This window comes from Pseudomonas sp. FW306-02-D09B (genome assembly GCF_058782685.1).
In genome coordinates, this window is sequence record NZ_JBYSXY010000017.1 from 15707 (window position 1) to 31411 (window position 15705).

The following is a 15705-nucleotide window of genomic DNA, read 5'->3' on the forward strand; positions in this document are numbered from 1 at the left end:
CCTCTAACGTGCGGACTAGAGCTTCTGGCACGTTCGTTCAGCTAGAATTCGCGGATGCTTTGACCATGATCGATCTCGCAACCTGGAACCTCAGTGTTCCTGTCGGCAGCCCACCGTACACCGTAGATACCGCCAAACTGGTGGACGGTTTCAAGGATCAATACTTCCACTCCGACACCGGCACGTTGTTCTTCTGGGCACCGGTGACCGGCTCTCGCACGGAAAACGCGATTTACCCACGCACCGAGCTTCGCGAAACCTACAGCAACGGCACTTTGCGCAACTGGCTCTACCCCGACGCTGACAACTTGCTGCATGCGACCCTCGCGGTGAACCAGGTGCCGAGTTCGGGCAAGATCGTCATCGGCCAGATCCACGCCTACAACAGCCAAAAACCTTTGGTGAAAGTCGAGTACCAGTACAAAACCAGCACCGCGACTGGCAACATCGTCGCCAAGGTACGCATGCACCCGGACGACGATGTTGGTCGGGTGATCACTATCGCCACGAGGGTGAAGCTGGACCAGAGCTTCTCCTACCTGATCCACCTCAGCCCCGGCGGGGCCCTGGGTATCAGCGCCGCGGGCTACTCTTGGGACACCCAGATCAGCGCCACTTGGCGCGACAAGCCGCTGTACTTCAAGGCCGGGGTGTATGTGCAGGACAACACCGGATACACCAGCGAGGGTGGGAAAGTGACGTTCAGCAAGCTGAATATTGATCACAACCCGAGCTGACGGCTTGATCTCACCCCTTGAGGACGACTCGATCCCCGTAGCAGCTGTCGAGCCTGCGAGGCTGCGTTCGGCCGCAAAGCGGTCGTAATCCGGCAAATGCGGTTTGCCTGAAAAAACTCGGTGTCAGGCTTTACGACTGCTCCGCAGCCGAACGCAGCCTCGCAGGCTCGACAGCTGCTACGGGCATGGGAACGATTTGACCGTCCGCAAATCCCGTAGGATTGCTCCCACTGTGGCGAGGGAGCTTGCTCCCGCTGGGTTGCGAAGCAGCCCCAAACCCTGCCATCTCATTTCCTCAGACACACCACACCGCTCGGTTTACGACGGCTACGCCGCCGAGCGGGAGCAAGCTCCCTCGCCACAACGGTCGCCGCACCGTCCTACACCCCAGTTGCTACCACCAAAATCGGCGCTTACAGTCCATCCCGTCAGTTGGCTTCGGTCAGCGGCAGGGTTTCGCAGCCCCTAACAACATGAGCTACATCCGTCCCAAAAAGTTATGCTGGCAACCTCTCGCCAGCATGGTGATTTATGGCGGCTGTATGTGGGAGATCTTCGGGTCTGCCGGGTTCTCTTGTTGCTCGGTCTGCGAACCCGCGTACAGCTGCCACCCAATTTGTTTCGCAGCGAACGGTGGCAATCTTTCTTTAAATAAGAGGTTGCACCCAATGACTACGCAAACCCCGCCCCGCCGCTTCACCCCCTTCACCCAAATCGCCACCGACTACCCCGTCCTGCTCATCGACAGCCACGCCCCGCTACGCGAACTCCACGCCTGCGTCAGCGAACGCCTGCACGCAGTCCTCAGCTACCTTACCCTCATGGCCTGCACCAGCCTGCCCGACTACGCCGAACGCGACATCAACACCGTCACCAACGTGGCGCGCTTGATGGTTCAGGACATTACCGATGTGTTCGGGGTGATTGAGCAGCGAGGGTTTGACGAGCCAGCGAATCGCTGAGACTTAGGCTTATACGAACAAAAATGGGGGGCCGACTGAAAGAGTCGGCGCCCTTTCAACTCAAAAAATCCGCCTCACTGTGCTTTTCTGACTGATGCCAAAAAAAATCGCCCCTTTACATCTGAGAAATCTTTACAAACAAGAAACATTTATTACAGAATGAATCCTTATGATGGCGAATATAATGTCTGTCCTATAGGTATTTTTCACATCCAAATACCCGCACCGCCTCAGGGGAACTGAGTTCCATGAACACTCGAGTCATCCGCAAGAAAGCAGTCTCGGCAGTCACCATTTTTGGTATTGCCGCCATTATTTATAGTTTCCCGGTGGCCACCCTTTGGTTTCTTGCTGTGCTTTGTATTTGCGGCCTCTATGACTTCCTGCGCAATGGCATCTTCGACAAAGACATCATCAAAAAGTATTTTATAGGTGGCGGCCGCAATACGTGGTTGCTTGCGCCTCTGAATACTTTTTTCGACCTGCTGAGCAAGCCAAGCCGTTACGTTTACAAGTTACGCGAGCTTCCCGAAAGCCATCAGCAAGACATCAACTACGTGATTGAAACCGCGATGGCTCACAAGGAAGAAATCATTGCATTCCTCGATGCGCGCATGGCCCAGAAAAAGCGTGGCATGCTGTTCTTCCAATGGTATGGCCGCAAGATCGATACCGAACTCAACATCCCCGCACTTCAGAAGAAACTGCCTTATATAAAGACCATCGGCGTATCTGTTTTCAATGAAAACCAGTCGACGTCCTTTCACTTCGGGCCTTTGCGCATGATGTACCGCGTGCTCTACAACATCATGCCGGCAGCCCATCATGACGGTGTATACATTCAGGTCAGGAAGCAAAAACACTACTGGCACGACGATCCGCTGTTCATCTTTGATGACACGCTGTTACACGCCTCCTTCAACAAGAATGACGCCAAGCGCTACTGCCTGTTCCTCGACATACTGCGCCCATCCTGGGCCTCTTTTATCCTGAACGGCATCGTCGCTTCGTTTGCGGGAGTTGCGTTTGCCTTGCGCCGATTCTTTTACAAAAACTGGAAACTTATTCAGTAAACGTAAACAACGGGAAAAGCCTGCTTACGCCATCGCTACCACCCAACAAAAAACCCGCCTCTCGGCGGGTTTTTCGTTAGCGCAATCAAACGCTCAGACTTAGTTAGCCTTGGTGCTCAACCCACCCTTCAAATAACGATGGAACATCGCTTCCAGAGAGATCTGGTTTGATCTTCGAAGCATTACCGGCAGTCCTGAACGCTTGGGGGCATCCATCAGCGTGACTTGAAGCCAGCCAATGGGCATCCCTATTTCACTATTTCCAGCGCCCTCTCTCTGTCTATCGCGAAATGATATTAAAACCTGTCAAATTTCACAGGTGACCTTGCGAAAATCAACATCTAACCTGCACTACGAAACGCAAAAATCAGGTCCAGGCCGAAAATTATCATGCGCCCTAAAAATCAAAAATCGCAGAGAGAACAAAATAATGAGCATCACTTTAGACATGGCCTACACAGGCAATTTCTCTGATGGGGTATTCACCTTTACAGGAACTACCGAAGCACAAAAAACTATATACCTACACCAGACGGATGCGGGAGGCGAATACGCAAGGGCTTTTACTAGAAACGGTGATTTTGTTTTGACAGCCTCAGGACTACCAGGTGGGCAACATGATTTTTCGCTACGCACAAGCAGTGACAACGGACAAACCTTCTCCGAGTGGTTCCAGCTAAGAAATTTGAACGTCGCTTACTCAGAGAAAGGAAAAAACGGTTGATTGGGCACGACGGGGCTGACGAGAAACCGACTAATGGGCATCTACTTTTTTTACGTTCCCTCGACTCTAAACGAGATAATTCCTGCATGTTTTGGAGCCATCTTTACACTACGTCGACTCTTTTATAAAGACTGGAAGTCTGATTCAGTAATCGCCGACAAATAGGAAAATCCTGTCCCGCCCCTGTCAGTTCCACCCAACAAAAAACCCGCCTCTCGGCGGGTTTTTTATGAGTGCAACTAAACGCTCAAACTTAGTTAACCTTGGCGTTCAACTCACCCTTCAAATAACGCTGGAACATCGCTTCCAACGAGATCGGCTTGATCTTCGAAGCATTACCTGCAGTCCCGAACGCTTCATAACGTGCGATGCACACGTCGCGCATGGCTGTAACGGTCGCACCGAAGAATTTACGTGGGTCGAATTCGCTCGGGTTGGTGGCCATCAGGCGACGCATCGCGCCGGTGGACGCCAGGCGCAGGTCGGTGTCGATGTTGACCTTGCGCACGCCGTGCTTGATGCCTTCGACGATTTCTTCAACCGGTACGCCGTAGGTTTCTTTGATGTCGCCGCCGTACTGGTTGATGATCGCCAGCCACTCTTGCGGAACCGAAGAAGAACCGTGCATCACCAGGTGGGTGTTCGGGATGCGCTTGTGGATTTCCTTGATGCGGTCGATGGCCAGCACGTCGCCGGTGGGTGGCTTGGTGAACTTGTAGGCGCCGTGGCTGGTGCCGATGGCGATGGCCAGGGCGTCGACCTGGGTGCGCTTGACGAAGTCAGCGGCTTCTTCCGGGTCTGTGAGCATTTGGCTGTGATCGAGCACGCCTTCTGCGCCGATACCGTCTTCTTCACCGGCCATGCCGGTTTCCAGCGAACCCAGGCAGCCCAGCTCGCCTTCTACCGATACGCCACAGGCGTGAGCCATGGCTACGGTTTGTTGGGTGACACGGACGTTGTAGTCGTAGTCGGTCGGCGTCTTGCCGTCTTCGCCGAGGGAGCCGTCCATCATCACCGAGCTGAAACCCAGCTGGATCGAGCGCTGGCAGACGTCAGGGCTGGTGCCGTGGTCCTGGTGCATGCACACCGGGATGTGCGGGAATTCTTCGATCGCCGCCAGAATCAGGTGACGCAGGAATGGCGCGCCAGCGTATTTACGGGCGCCGGCCGAAGCCTGGACGATCACCGGGGAGTCAGTCTTGTCAGCGGCTTCCATGATGGCGCGCATCTGCTCAAGGTTGTTGACGTTGAAGGCTGGAACGCCGTAGCCGAACTCGGCTGCGTGGTCCAGCATCTGGCGCATGCTGATAAGTGCCATGGTGTGTGTCTCTCCCGGTTGAGGGTCGTTAATCGTGCAAGCCTGCCGTAGCGGCGGCTGCTATTCAAGTTAATGCAGATCGGGGGTAAGGCCGGCCTGCGAATCCGGTACAACATAAATCCTGTGTGTTACGAAGAACCCTGTGGCGACCGAGCTTGCTCGCGCTCGGCTGCGAAGCAGTCGTAAACCAATTGACTCGGTCCTTCTGGATCGCTGAGTCGACTGGCTTTGTGACCGCTTCGCGCTCCAGCGGGAGCAAGCTCCCTCGCCACAAAAGCTCTGTGATCAGCGGTGTTACTTGGCTTTACAGCCGCGGCCGATCAAATCGTTGGTGGCGACCCAATACACCAGGCCTTCCTCACCTTTTACGTGAAACGCCAACTGGTCGTCGCTGTACAGCGAACCACTGCCTGCCGGATCAAGCTTCAAGCGATGAACCTGGTCGTCGCTGAGCCGCACATCCACGGCGTTGTGCGTGGCGTCGGTGTAGCGCCAGTGCACGGGGGCCTGGCTATCGCAAACCCAGTTCGTCCAATTATCGGACGCAACAGGCGACGACGCGAACGGGTTCATAGTGGCGCAACCGGCAAGTACTGCCAGCGACCCCACGGCTATCAAGCCTTTCATCCATTTTCCTCGGCAGTCGGCACACGCCAACTGCGCTGGGTATCAGTGAGTCAGACCGGTCAAGGGCAACCATGTTCCTTGGCCGGGGTCCGTGTCTCGTATTTATCCAGGCCATCCGGCCCGGAACGCTTGTTGAGCACCGGGTTGGTTTCTGCTTGCCAGTCGGCCTGGTAACAGCCTTTGTCCGGCGCGCCGGTATCCGATTCCTGCGCGGCTTTCGGGGTACTCCCGCAGCCGGCCAGTACGCCCGCTGCGAACAATGTCGCTAACGTCTTGACCATGTAAACACTCCTTTGCCTGGCCAATGGATGACCCTTAGGCCTTTGCCCGGCTTTCCAGGACTTCAACCGCCGGCAGCACTTTGCCTTCGACGAACTCGAGGAACGCGCCGCCGCCGGTAGAAATGTAGGAGATTTGATCCGCAACGCCATATTTATCGATGGCTGCCAGGGTGTCGCCGCCGCCCGCAATGGAGAACGCCGAGCTGTCTGCGATGGCCTGAGCCAGGACTTTGGTGCCGTTACCGAACTGGTCGAATTCGAATACGCCGACCGGGCCGTTCCACAGAATGGTTTTCGACGATTTCAGCAGTTCAGCGAAGTGCGCTGCGGTCTGTGGGCCGATGTCGAGGATCATGTCGTCTGCTGCTACGTCAGCGATCAGCTTGACGGTCGCGGTAGCGCTCTCAGCGAACTCCTTGGCAACCACCACGTCGACTGGCAACGGTACGCTGACTTTGGCGGCGATGGCGCGGGCGGTGTCCAGCAGGTCTGGCTCGTACAGCGATTTGCCGACCGGGTGACCGGCAGCGGCCAGGAAGGTGTTGGCGATGCCGCCACCGACGATCAACTGGTCGCAGATCTGGCTCAGGCTGTTCAGCACGTCGAGTTTGGTCGAGACCTTGGAGCCGGCGACGATGGCCGCCATTGGCTTGGCCGGGGCGCCAAGGGCTTTGCCCAGTGCATCCAGCTCGGCAGCCAGCAACGGGCCAGCTGCAGCGACTTTGGCGAACTTGGCCACGCCGTGGGTCGAACCCTCGGCACGGTGAGCGGTGCCGAAGGCGTCCATCACGAACACGTCGCACAGGGCGGCATACTGCTTCGCCAGTTCGTCAGTGTTCTTTTTCTCGCCTTTGTTGAAGCGCACGTTCTCGAACAGCACGATGTCGCCGGCCTTGACGTCAACGCCGCCCAGGTAGTCGGAGACCAGCGGCACTTCACGGCCCAGGGCCTTGCTCAGGTAGTCAGCGACTGGCTTGAGGCTGTTCTCGGCCGAGAATTCACCCTCGGTCGGACGGCCAAGATGCGAGCAAACCATCACCGCCGCGCCTTTTTCCAGGGCCAGCTTGATGGTCGGCAGCGAGGCCAGGATTCGCGCATCGCTGGTGACAACACCGTCCTTGACTGGGACGTTGAGGTCTTCGCGGATCAATACGCGCTTACCTTGCAGATCGAGGTCGGTCATCTTCAACACGGTCATGGGTCGCATTTCCTGGATAGCTGTTTTAGAGAGCAGGTTTTTTAGAAGTAGAGAGTTCAGAAACAGAGAGCTTGATAGCGGTTTGCAGATAGTGTCCTGCAACATCCAGCATTCGGTTGGCAAAACCCCATTCGTTGTCGAACCAGGCCAGCACGTTCACCAGCCTTGGGCCGGAAACGCGGGTCTGACTGGCATCGACGATCGCTGAATGCGGGTCATGGTTGAAATCACAACTGGCATGAGGCAACTCGGTATAAGCCAAAAGCCCCTTGAGCGGGCCGCTGGTGGCAGCCTCGCGCAGGATCCGGTTGACTTCACTCGCGTCAGTGTCGGTAACGGTTTGCATCGTGATATCGAGGCAAGACACGTTGACCGTCGGCACGCGTACAGCTTTGGCCTGAATTCGCCCGGCAAGTTCCGGCAACAAGCGTTCGATACCGCGCGCCAGGCCGGTGGACACCGGGATCACCGACTGAAACGCCGAACGGGTGCGGCGTAAGTCTTCGTGGTGGTAGGCGTCAATAACCGGCTGATCGTTCATCGCCGAGTGAATCGTGGTGATCGACACGTAGTCCAGGCCAAAGGCCTGATCCAGCAGGCGCAACAGCGGCACGCCGCAGTTGGTGGTGCAGGACGCGTTGGACACCAGCAGTTCATCGCCGGTCAGGCACTCCTGATTGACGCCGTAGACGATGGTGGCGTCGACATCCGCTTCGCTGGCCATCGGCTGGGAAAACAGCACCCGCGGGGCGCCGGCGTCGAGGAAACGCTGGCCGTCTGCGCGCGTGTGGTAAGCACCGGAGCACTCAAGCACCAGATCGACGCCCAGCGACGCCCAATCGATGCCTTCGGGGGTGGCACTGCGCAGGACCTTCACGCAGTTGCCATTAATATGCAGACAATCGCCGTCAACCCTCACCTCACCGGGAAAACGCCCGTGGGTGGAGTCGAAGCGTGTCAGGTATTCGACGCTGGCCATGTCAGCCAGATCGTTGATTGCCACAATTTCAAACCCGGCAGCCGCCCCTCGCTCGAACAAAGCACGCAAGACGCAACGACCAATCCGGCCGTAGCCGTTGAGTGCAACTTTGTAAGGACGCGGTTGAGGCATGGGGTTCTCGATTACCGTGGTGAATCCGTCATTGCAGTGCTGGCCGAACTGACGCCTTCGCGAGCAAGCCCGCTCCCACATGGACGGTGATCATCCTGTGGGAGCGGGCTTGCTCGCGAAAGCGGCAGTCCAGACGACACAATTTCTGGATCAGTCTTCCAGCAGCTCTTCAGCCTGACCCAGGATGTTTTCCAGGGTGAAACCGAACTCTTCGAACAAGGCAGGCGCAGGCGCCGACTCGCCGTAGGTGGTCATGCCGATGACGCGACCTTCCAGGCCCACGTACTTGTACCAGTAGTCCGCGTGTGCGGCCTCGATGGCGATACGGGCGCTGACCTGCAACGGCAGAACCGCTTGCTTGTAGCCAGCATCCTGAGCATCGAACACGCTGGTGCATGGCATGGAAACCACGCGCACCTTGCGGCCCTGTTCAGTCAGCTTGTCGTAGGCCTGAACGGCCAGGCCGACTTCCGAACCGGTGGAGATCAGGATCAGCTCAGGCTCGCCAGCGCAGTCCTTGAGCACATAACCACCGCGGTTGATCAGTTCGATCTGCACCGCGTCACGGGTTTGGTGCTGCAGGTTCTGACGCGAGAAGATCAGTGCCGTAGGACCGTCTTTACGCTCCAGGGCGTTCTTCCAGGCCACTGCCGATTCAACGGCATCGGCTGGACGCCAGGTGTCGAGGTTCGGCGTGCAGCGCAGACTGGCCAGTTGCTCGATAGGCTGGTGAGTCGGACCGTCTTCGCCCAGACCGATGGAGTCGTGGGTGTAGACGTGGATCACGCGCTGCTTCATCAGGGCGGACATGCGCACGGCGTTGCGGGCGTATTCCATGAACATCAGGAAAGTTGCGCCGTAAGGCACCAGACCGCCGTGCAGGGCAACGCCGTTCATGATGGCAGTCATGCCGAACTCGCGAACGCCGTAGTACATGTAGTTGCCGCTGGCGTCTTCAGCGCTGACACCTTTGCAACCTTTCCACAGGGTCAGGTTGGAACCGGCCAGGTCAGCCGAACCGCCGAGCATTTCCGGCAGCAGCGGGCCGAACGCGTTCAGGGCGTTCTGGCTGGCTTTACGGCTGGCGATGGTTTCGCCCTTGGCTGCGACTTCAGCGATGTAGGCCGAGGCTTTTTCAGCGAAGTCTTCTGGCAGCTCACCGCTCAGACGACGGACCAGCTCGTTGGCCAGCTCCGGGAATTCGGCGGAGTAGGCAGCGAAACGTTGATCCCACTCGGCTTCGACCGCGCGACCGGCTTCCTTGGCATCCCACTCGGCATAGATGTCGGCCGGGATTTCGAACGGGCCGTAGTTCCACTTCAGCGCAGTGCGGGTCAAGGCGATTTCCGCGTCACCCAGTGGGGCACCGTGGCAATCTTCCTTGCCTTGCTTGTTCGGCGAACCGAAGCCGATGGTGGTTTTGCAGCAGATCAGCGTCGGTTGCGCGCTTTTGCGTGCCGTCTCGATCGCGATCTTGATCTCTTCCGGGTCGTGACCGTCAACGTTGCGGATCACTTGCCAGTTGTAGGCTTCGAAACGCTTCGGGGTGTCATCGGTGAACCAGCCTTCGACTTCGCCGTCGATGGAGATGCCGTTGTCATCGTAGAAAGCGATCAGTTTGCCCAGGCCCAGGGTACCGGCCAGGGAGCTGACTTCGTGGGAAATGCCTTCCATCATGCAGCCATCACCCAGGAACACATAGGTGTGGTGGTCGACAACGTTGTGACCTGGACGGTTGAACTGCGCCGCCAGGACTTTTTCTGCCAGGGCAAAGCCCACGGCGTTGGCCAGGCCCTGACCCAACGGGCCAGTGGTGGTTTCAACACCCGGGGTGTAACCGAGTTCCGGGTGGCCCGGGGTGCGGCTGTGCAGTTGGCGAAAGTTTTTCAGGTCATCGATCGACAGGTCGTAGCCGGTCAGGTGCAGCAACGAGTAAAGCAACATCGAGCCGTGACCGTTGGACAGGATGAACCGGTCGCGATCGGCAAACGATGGATTGCTCGGGTTGTGCTTGAGGTAGTCACGCCAAAGCACTTCGGCGATATCCGCCATACCCATAGGGGCACCGGGATGGCCGCTGTTGGCTTTTTGCACGGCATCCATGCTGAGGGCACGAATGGCGTTGGCACGCTCACGACGGCTGGGCATCGCTGTTCTCCTGCTGATACTGAATCGAGAGTGAATAAAACGAAACGGAAAAAAGGCGAGCATTTTCCCTCAGCGGACAGCCTCGGGGCAATGACAGATAGTCATCTGGAGACGTTTTTCCCACGGATAACGACGGTTTCGGGTGATGAAACCTTTCCGCTGTACGTTTGTAGAGTTAATCATCCCGTGAGAAGTGCCATCCATCGAGCAATATCAAAACTTTTTGATATTGACCTTGCAGGGATTTCGACGCATCACTAGACTGCTGGCCTTATGAACTTACGCGTGCCTTCCATTCGCCATGACGATTGCGATGAGCTGGCGGCCTTGTGCAAGGCCGGCGGCGATCCGTTGCGGCTGAATGTTTTGCGCGCACTGGCCAACGATTCGTTCGGCGTGCTGGAGCTGGCGCAAATCTTCGCCACCGGCCAATCGGGCATGAGCCACCACTTGAAGGTGCTGGCCCAGGCTGAGCTGGTAGCGACCCGCCGTGAAGGCAACGCGATTTTTTACCGTCGCGCCCTGCCCCACACCGAATTGTTGGGCGGCAAGCTGCATGCAGCACTGCTCGACGAAGTGGACAACCTGACCCTGCCCAGCGATGTGCAGGCGCGGATCAGCCAGGTCCACGGACAACGAGCCGCTGCCAGCCAGGACTTTTTCTCACGGGTTGCGGAAAAATTTCGCGCCCAGCAAGACTTGATCGCCGGCTTGGCGCAATACCGTGAAAGCGTGCTGACCCTGCTCGACAAGTTGAGCTTCAGCGAAGGTGCCACCGCGATTGAAGTCGGCCCCGGCGACGGCAGTTTTCTGCCGGAACTGGCGCGCCGCTTCAGTCAGGTCACAGCGCTCGACAACAGCCCGGCGATGCTCGAACTGGCGCGTCAGGTCTGCGAACGTGAAAAGCTGGCTAACGTCAGCCTGCAATTGGCCGATGCATTGGATGGCGTAAGCCTTGAGGCCAATTGCGTTGTACTGAACATGGTCTTGCACCATTTCGCCGCGCCAGCCGATGCGCTCAAGCACATGGCCGGCTTGCTGCAACCAGGCGGTAGCCTGTTAGTGACAGAGTTATGTAGCCACAACCAAAGTTGGGCCAAGGAGGCCTGCGGTGATCTTTGGCTGGGGTTTGAACAGGACGATTTGGCCCGTTGGGCCACCGCTGCGGGACTCGTTCCCGGGGAAAGCCTCTATGTAGGCTTACGTAATGGTTTCCAGATCCAGGTCCGCCACTTTCAGCGACCGGCTGGCGACACTCACCATCGGTAAATTCAGGAAAACATCGAGATGAGCGAATACTCCCTTTTCACCTCCGAGTCCGTGTCTGAAGGGCATCCGGACAAAATCGCCGACCAGATTTCTGATGCGGTGCTGGACGCCATCATTGCTGAAGACAAGTTCGCCCGTGTGGCGTGCGAGACTCTGGTGAAAACGGGCGTGGCGATCATCGCCGGCGAAGTCACCACCTCGGCCTGGGTCGATCTGGAAGACATCGTCCGTAACGTGATCCTCGACATCGGCTACAACAGCTCGAACGTCGGCTTCGACGGCGCAACCTGCGGCGTGATGAACATCATCGGCAAGCAGTCCCCCGACATCAACCAGGGTGTTGATCGTGCCAAGCCTGAAGACCAGGGCGCCGGCGACCAGGGCCTGATGTTCGGCTACGCCAGCAACGAAACCGACGTGCTGATGCCAGCACCGATCACCTTCTCGCACCAACTGGTTCAGCGCCAGGCCGAAGCCCGCAAGTCCGGCCTGCTGCCTTGGCTGCGTCCAGACGCCAAGTCGCAAGTGACCTGCCGCTACGAAAACGGCAAGGTTGTCGGTATCGACGCCGTTGTACTGTCGACCCAGCACAACCCGGAAGTATCCTACAAAGATCTGCGCGAAGGCGTGATGGAACTGATCGTCAAGCACGTGCTGCCTGCCGAGCTGCTGTCCAAGGACACCCAGTTCCACATCAACCCGACTGGCCAGTTCATCATCGGTGGCCCAGTGGGCGACTGCGGCCTGACCGGTCGCAAGATCATCGTTGACAGCTACGGCGGCATGGCCCGTCACGGCGGCGGCGCATTCTCCGGTAAAGATCCATCGAAGGTTGACCGTTCGGCTGCCTACGCCGGTCGTTATGTGGCCAAGAACATCGTGGCTGCCGGCCTGGCCGAGCGTTGCGAGATTCAGGTTTCCTACGCCATCGGCGTCGCTCAGCCGACTTCGATTTCGTTGAACACCTTCGGCACCGGCAAGATCAGCGACGACAAGATCGTCAAACTGGTCCGCGAAGTGTTCGACCTGCGTCCATACGCAATCACCACCATGCTCGACCTGCTGCACCCGATGTACCAGGACACCGCTGCGTACGGCCACTTCGGTCGCACCCCGGAAACCAAAACCGTGGGCGACGATACGTTCACCACGTTCACCTGGGAAAAAACCGACCGCGCCGACGCCCTGCGCGCTGCTGCCGGCCTGTAAGACTTTCCTGGCTGCACAAAAAGCCCCGCACGGTTCGCCGTGCGGGGCTTTTTCATGGGCGCTGATCCGGCCTGGACACACCCTGAAAACTACCTGCGCTCGCTAGCCTCCCTGCTGATCTAGCCTTCAGGCATCCCCCTCGAGCAAGGATGCTCATGATGCTGCCCACGCTTCGTCTGTTGATCGGGTTCTGGTTGATCGTTACCTGCCTGAACGCCAATGCCAATAGCTGTCCCGACTGGCTCCCCACCCGGGCCCAAGCCGAAATCACCGCGCTGCAAGAGCAAATCGAGCATTGGGACGACAGCTATCACCGACAAGGACATTCACTGGTCGCCGACGAGCTCTATGACCAGTCCCGTACCCGCCTCAAAGCTTGGCGAGAATGCTTTGCCCCGACCACAACACCTGAGAATCCGCTGCGTGCCGCCCGTGGCACGGTTACCCATCCGATTCCCCACACCGGCCTCGAAAAGCTCATCGACGGACGTGCCGTCGAAGCCTGGTTCAAGACACGCGACGATATCTGGGTTCAGCCCAAAGTCGACGGCGTAGCGGTCACGTTGATTTACCGTGAGGGTCAGCTCCAGCAGGCGATCAGTCGCGGCGACGGTATCAACGGCCAGGACTGGACCGCCTCGGCGCGCAAGATCGCCGCGATTCCCCAGCAACTGCCGCAGCCACTGGATTTGCTGCTGCAAGGCGAGCTCTATTGGCGCCTGACGGATCATCTGCAAGCCAAACACGGCAGCCTGAACGCCCGCAGCGCCGTGGCCGGGTTGATGGCCCGTAAAGAACTGAACCCTGTGGACGCCAACGGGATCGGGCTATTTGTCTGGGACTGGCCGCAAGGTCCGGCCAGCCTGCCGGAGCGCCTGCTCGCCCTGAAAGCACTGGGCTTCCCTGACAGTGAGTTCTACAGCCAGCCCGTCAGCGCATTGGCCGATGCCGAACGTTGGCGCGATCACTGGTATCGCACACCCCTGCCGTTTGCCAGCGACGGTATTGTCTTGCGTCAGAGCCAACGTCCGGCGGCAGAGCGCTGGGAGGCGAAAACTCCGTTCTGGAGCGTAGCCTGGAAGTACCCTTTCGCCCAGGCGTTGGCTGAAGTGCGCAAGGTCAACTTCAAGATCGGGCGCACCGGACGCATCACCCCGGTGCTCGAGCTCGCTCCGGTCATGCTCGATGACCGACAGATCAAACGTGTCAGCGTCAGTTCGTTGCTGCGGTGGCAGGCCATGGATATCCGCCCCGGCGATCAGGTCGCCATCAGCCTTGCCGGGCTGACCATCCCGCGACTCGACAGGGTCGTGTTGCGCAGCACTGAACGACCCGAGGTGAACGCACCACGCGCAGAAGACTTTCATCACCTCAGCTGTTGGCAACCGACACCGGGCTGCGAAAGCCAGTTTCTCGCACGACTGACCTGGCTCAGTGGCAAGCAAGGCCTGGCGCTGCGCCATATCGGCCCCGGCACCTGGGAAAAACTGATCAGTGCCGGACGCCTCAAGGGTTTGCTCGATTGGTTGACCCTCGATGCCCAAGAGCTTGCTAACATTGACGGCTTCGGCGAGCGCAGCAGTGTCCGCTTGCTGAACAGTCTGCAAAGCGCCCGGCAACAGCCCTTTTCACGCTGGCTGAAAGCATTGGGCTTGCCGCCTACCGGTGAGGCCAGTCTTGCAGACTCATGGCAATTACTGGCGCAACGAGACACTGAGCAATGGCAGACCGAAGCCGGAATCGGCCCGGGGCGCGCGGCGCAGTTGAGCGCATTTTTCCGCGACCCGCAGGTGCTGGCCTTGAGCGAACAATTACACGCTGCCGGGATAGACGGCTTTTAGCTATGCAGAGAGCCGGCAGTTTTGAACCCAATGAGTATTGATGCGCTCCAACAGCCCATCTGCTGCCGACCTGATGATTTTTTAAACGGAGCCTTTATGAAATTTCTTTCACCGCTCGTCATGCTGACCCTTTGTGGCGTCATGGCGACACCGCTGATGGCTGCCGAAGAAACTCCGCAACTCACTGGCTGCGCCGCCAAGCGCCAGTCCATCAGTAACCAGATCGAACAGGCCAGGGCACATGGCAATGCCGGACAACAGTCTGGCCTGGAAAAAGCCCTGAGCGAAGCCACCGAGCACTGCAACGACGCCGCCTTGAAGAAAGAGCGCGAGAACAAGGTGCTCGACGCCAAGCACGAAGTCAGCCGCCGTCAGGCCGACCTCGACAAGGCCATGAAACAGGGCGATGCCGAGAAGATCAACAAACGCAAAGACAAACTCGCCGAGTCCCGTAAGGAATTGCAGCGAGCGCTGGATGAGCTGGATAAGTAAATCCGAGATCGATGAGTGCAGCAGCTTTTGTGGCGAGGGAGCTTGCTCCCGCTCGGACGCGTAGCGTTCGCAGTCTGGCTATCGAGATTTCCCGGGATAATCGCGATAGCCGATTTTGGGGCGGCTTCACCACCCAGCGGGAGCAAGCTCCCTCGCCACAGAGTTATCAGTTGAACCTGAAATCAGTGATCACGAAACTGTTTATGGCACGCACTACAGGCGTCTTCGACTTTCTGCACGGCCGGGCCCAGGTTACTGGCCTTGTACGGCTGAACCTGGCTGGCAATCACCAATTCACCGGTGGCGGCTTCCAGTGTGCGGGCCATTTCCTGGAAACGTGCCTGCTGCTGCCAGACACCGTCTTTGGCGCTGGTGTTGCCGTCCTCACGAACCTGTGGGAAATGCTTCCACGGCTCATGGGACAAGGCATCGAGCTTGACGGCGCCTGCGGTAAAACGCGGGCCATCGAACGGGATACGTCCCCGCAACATGCCGCCCAGGTCTTCGCCGGTCTTGAGCATTTGCTTGAAAATCGCCTTGCGCTGACCCAGCGGCGAGTTCGGATCGACACCGCCACAGGCGGACAGCGTCAGGCAGGCCAGCAATACAACAGAAAGTCTTTTAAGAGTCATGGTGGCTTCAGGTCACGGGAAACGGCGGCCAGTATCCTCGCGTCGTCGGCAAAGACCAATAGCCCTATTAACAATAAGGGTTG

15 protein-coding genes are annotated in these 15705 nt (G+C 58.2%); 8 read left to right on the forward strand and 7 right to left on the reverse strand.

Going from position 1 to position 15705, the window contains the following annotated elements:
- Positions 1-65 precede the first annotated feature (65 nt).
- The 4 genes from AC3WK5_RS23770 to AC3WK5_RS23785 all read left to right on the forward strand — a co-directional run bounded on the left by AC3WK5_RS23770 (position 66) and on the right by AC3WK5_RS23785 (position 3496).
- Positions 66-737: a polysaccharide lyase family 7 protein gene (locus AC3WK5_RS23770; RefSeq protein WP_103320358.1), complete on the forward strand. Its 672-nt coding sequence runs from the start codon at positions 66-68 to the stop codon at positions 735-737.
- A 668-nt stretch (positions 738-1405) separates the two neighbouring features.
- Positions 1406-1699, forward strand: coding sequence for a fructose-bisphosphate aldolase (locus AC3WK5_RS23775; RefSeq protein WP_285379289.1), 294 nt, complete (start codon positions 1406-1408; stop codon positions 1697-1699).
- 248 nt (positions 1700-1947) lie between these two features.
- On the forward strand, positions 1948-2772 hold the full coding sequence (locus AC3WK5_RS23780) for an aspartyl/asparaginyl beta-hydroxylase domain-containing protein (protein ID WP_103316689.1): 825 nt from the start codon (positions 1948-1950) through the stop codon (positions 2770-2772).
- Between the two features lie 430 nt (positions 2773-3202).
- Entirely contained in the window at positions 3203-3496 is a 294-nt protein-coding gene (locus AC3WK5_RS23785) for a hypothetical protein (protein WP_146039817.1), read from the forward strand.
- 253 nt (positions 3497-3749) lie between these two features.
- On the opposite strand, the gene fba is transcribed toward AC3WK5_RS23785, so the two are convergent.
- The 6 genes from fba to tkt form a co-directional block, all read right to left on the reverse strand.
- Complete coding sequence (gene fba / locus AC3WK5_RS23790) at positions 3750-4814, reverse strand: class II fructose-bisphosphate aldolase (RefSeq protein ID WP_019694035.1); 1065 nt, start codon at positions 4812-4814, stop codon at positions 3750-3752.
- Positions 4815-5108: 294 nt separating this feature from the next.
- Complete coding sequence (locus AC3WK5_RS23795) at positions 5109-5441, reverse strand: MliC family protein (protein WP_103316691.1); 333 nt, start codon at positions 5439-5441, stop codon at positions 5109-5111.
- A 59-nt stretch (positions 5442-5500) separates the two neighbouring features.
- Complete coding sequence (locus AC3WK5_RS23800; RefSeq protein ID WP_103316693.1) at positions 5501-5722, reverse strand: hypothetical protein; 222 nt, start codon at positions 5720-5722, stop codon at positions 5501-5503.
- A gap of 34 nt (positions 5723-5756) precedes the next feature.
- Positions 5757-6920 (reverse strand): phosphoglycerate kinase, encoded by a 1164-nt coding sequence (locus tag AC3WK5_RS23805; RefSeq protein WP_103316696.1) that lies wholly within the window; start codon positions 6918-6920, stop codon positions 5757-5759.
- 25 nt (positions 6921-6945) lie between these two features.
- A complete protein-coding gene (gene epd / locus AC3WK5_RS23810; protein WP_103316699.1) occupies positions 6946-8031 on the reverse strand; it encodes an erythrose-4-phosphate dehydrogenase in 1086 nt (361 codons plus the stop codon).
- 150 nt (positions 8032-8181) lie between these two features.
- Entirely contained in the window at positions 8182-10179 is a 1998-nt protein-coding gene (tkt, locus tag AC3WK5_RS23815; protein WP_054594422.1) for a transketolase, read from the reverse strand.
- Between the two features lie 273 nt (positions 10180-10452).
- On the opposite strand from tkt, the gene AC3WK5_RS23820 reads away from it, so the two are divergent.
- From AC3WK5_RS23820 to AC3WK5_RS23835, 4 genes are all read left to right on the forward strand, one after another.
- Positions 10453-11448 carry an ArsR/SmtB family transcription factor gene (locus AC3WK5_RS23820; RefSeq protein WP_103316702.1) on the forward strand — a complete coding sequence of 332 codons (996 nt, stop codon included), beginning with the start codon at positions 10453-10455 and terminating at the stop codon, positions 11446-11448.
- Positions 11449-11466: 18 nt separating this feature from the next.
- Positions 11467-12657 (forward strand): methionine adenosyltransferase, encoded by a 1191-nt coding sequence (metK, locus tag AC3WK5_RS23825; RefSeq protein ID WP_103316704.1) that lies wholly within the window; start codon positions 11467-11469, stop codon positions 12655-12657.
- 158 nt (positions 12658-12815) lie between these two features.
- Positions 12816-14498 carry an NAD-dependent DNA ligase LigB gene (ligB, locus tag AC3WK5_RS23830; RefSeq protein ID WP_103316707.1) on the forward strand — a complete coding sequence of 561 codons (1683 nt, stop codon included), beginning with the start codon at positions 12816-12818 and terminating at the stop codon, positions 14496-14498.
- A gap of 96 nt (positions 14499-14594) precedes the next feature.
- Complete coding sequence (locus AC3WK5_RS23835; RefSeq protein ID WP_103316709.1) at positions 14595-14990, forward strand: DUF1090 domain-containing protein; 396 nt, start codon at positions 14595-14597, stop codon at positions 14988-14990.
- 182 nt (positions 14991-15172) lie between these two features.
- Here the strand turns inward: AC3WK5_RS23835 and AC3WK5_RS23840 are convergent, their stop codons facing one another.
- Positions 15173-15622: a c-type cytochrome gene (locus AC3WK5_RS23840; protein ID WP_103316712.1), complete on the reverse strand. Its 450-nt coding sequence runs from the start codon at positions 15620-15622 to the stop codon at positions 15173-15175.
- Positions 15623-15705: the final 83 nt, after the last annotated feature.

Coding starts and splice junctions, on each gene's coding strand:
- AC3WK5_RS23770 (WP_103320358.1), top strand. CDS start 66: ATGATCGATCTCGCAACCTGGAACCTCAGTGTTCCTGTCGGCAGCCCA.
- AC3WK5_RS23775 (WP_285379289.1), top strand. CDS start 1,406: ATGACTACGCAAACCCCGCCCCGCCGCTTCACCCCCTTCACCCAAATC.
- AC3WK5_RS23780 (WP_103316689.1), top strand. CDS start 1,948: ATGAACACTCGAGTCATCCGCAAGAAAGCAGTCTCGGCAGTCACCATT.
- AC3WK5_RS23785 (WP_146039817.1), top strand. CDS start 3,203: ATGAGCATCACTTTAGACATGGCCTACACAGGCAATTTCTCTGATGGG.
- fba (WP_019694035.1), bottom strand. CDS start 4,814: ATGGCACTTATCAGCATGCGCCAGATGCTGGACCACGCAGCCGAGTTC.
- AC3WK5_RS23795 (WP_103316691.1), bottom strand. CDS start 5,441: ATGAAAGGCTTGATAGCCGTGGGGTCGCTGGCAGTACTTGCCGGTTGC.
- AC3WK5_RS23800 (WP_103316693.1), bottom strand. CDS start 5,722: ATGGTCAAGACGTTAGCGACATTGTTCGCAGCGGGCGTACTGGCCGGC.
- AC3WK5_RS23805 (WP_103316696.1), bottom strand. CDS start 6,920: ATGACCGTGTTGAAGATGACCGACCTCGATCTGCAAGGTAAGCGCGTA.
- epd (WP_103316699.1), bottom strand. CDS start 8,031: ATGCCTCAACCGCGTCCTTACAAAGTTGCACTCAACGGCTACGGCCGG.
- tkt (WP_054594422.1), bottom strand. CDS start 10,179: ATGCCCAGCCGTCGTGAGCGTGCCAACGCCATTCGTGCCCTCAGCATG.
- AC3WK5_RS23820 (WP_103316702.1), top strand. CDS start 10,453: ATGAACTTACGCGTGCCTTCCATTCGCCATGACGATTGCGATGAGCTG.
- metK (WP_103316704.1), top strand. CDS start 11,467: ATGAGCGAATACTCCCTTTTCACCTCCGAGTCCGTGTCTGAAGGGCAT.
- ligB (WP_103316707.1), top strand. CDS start 12,816: ATGCTGCCCACGCTTCGTCTGTTGATCGGGTTCTGGTTGATCGTTACC.
- AC3WK5_RS23835 (WP_103316709.1), top strand. CDS start 14,595: ATGAAATTTCTTTCACCGCTCGTCATGCTGACCCTTTGTGGCGTCATG.
- AC3WK5_RS23840 (WP_103316712.1), bottom strand. CDS start 15,622: ATGACTCTTAAAAGACTTTCTGTTGTATTGCTGGCCTGCCTGACGCTG.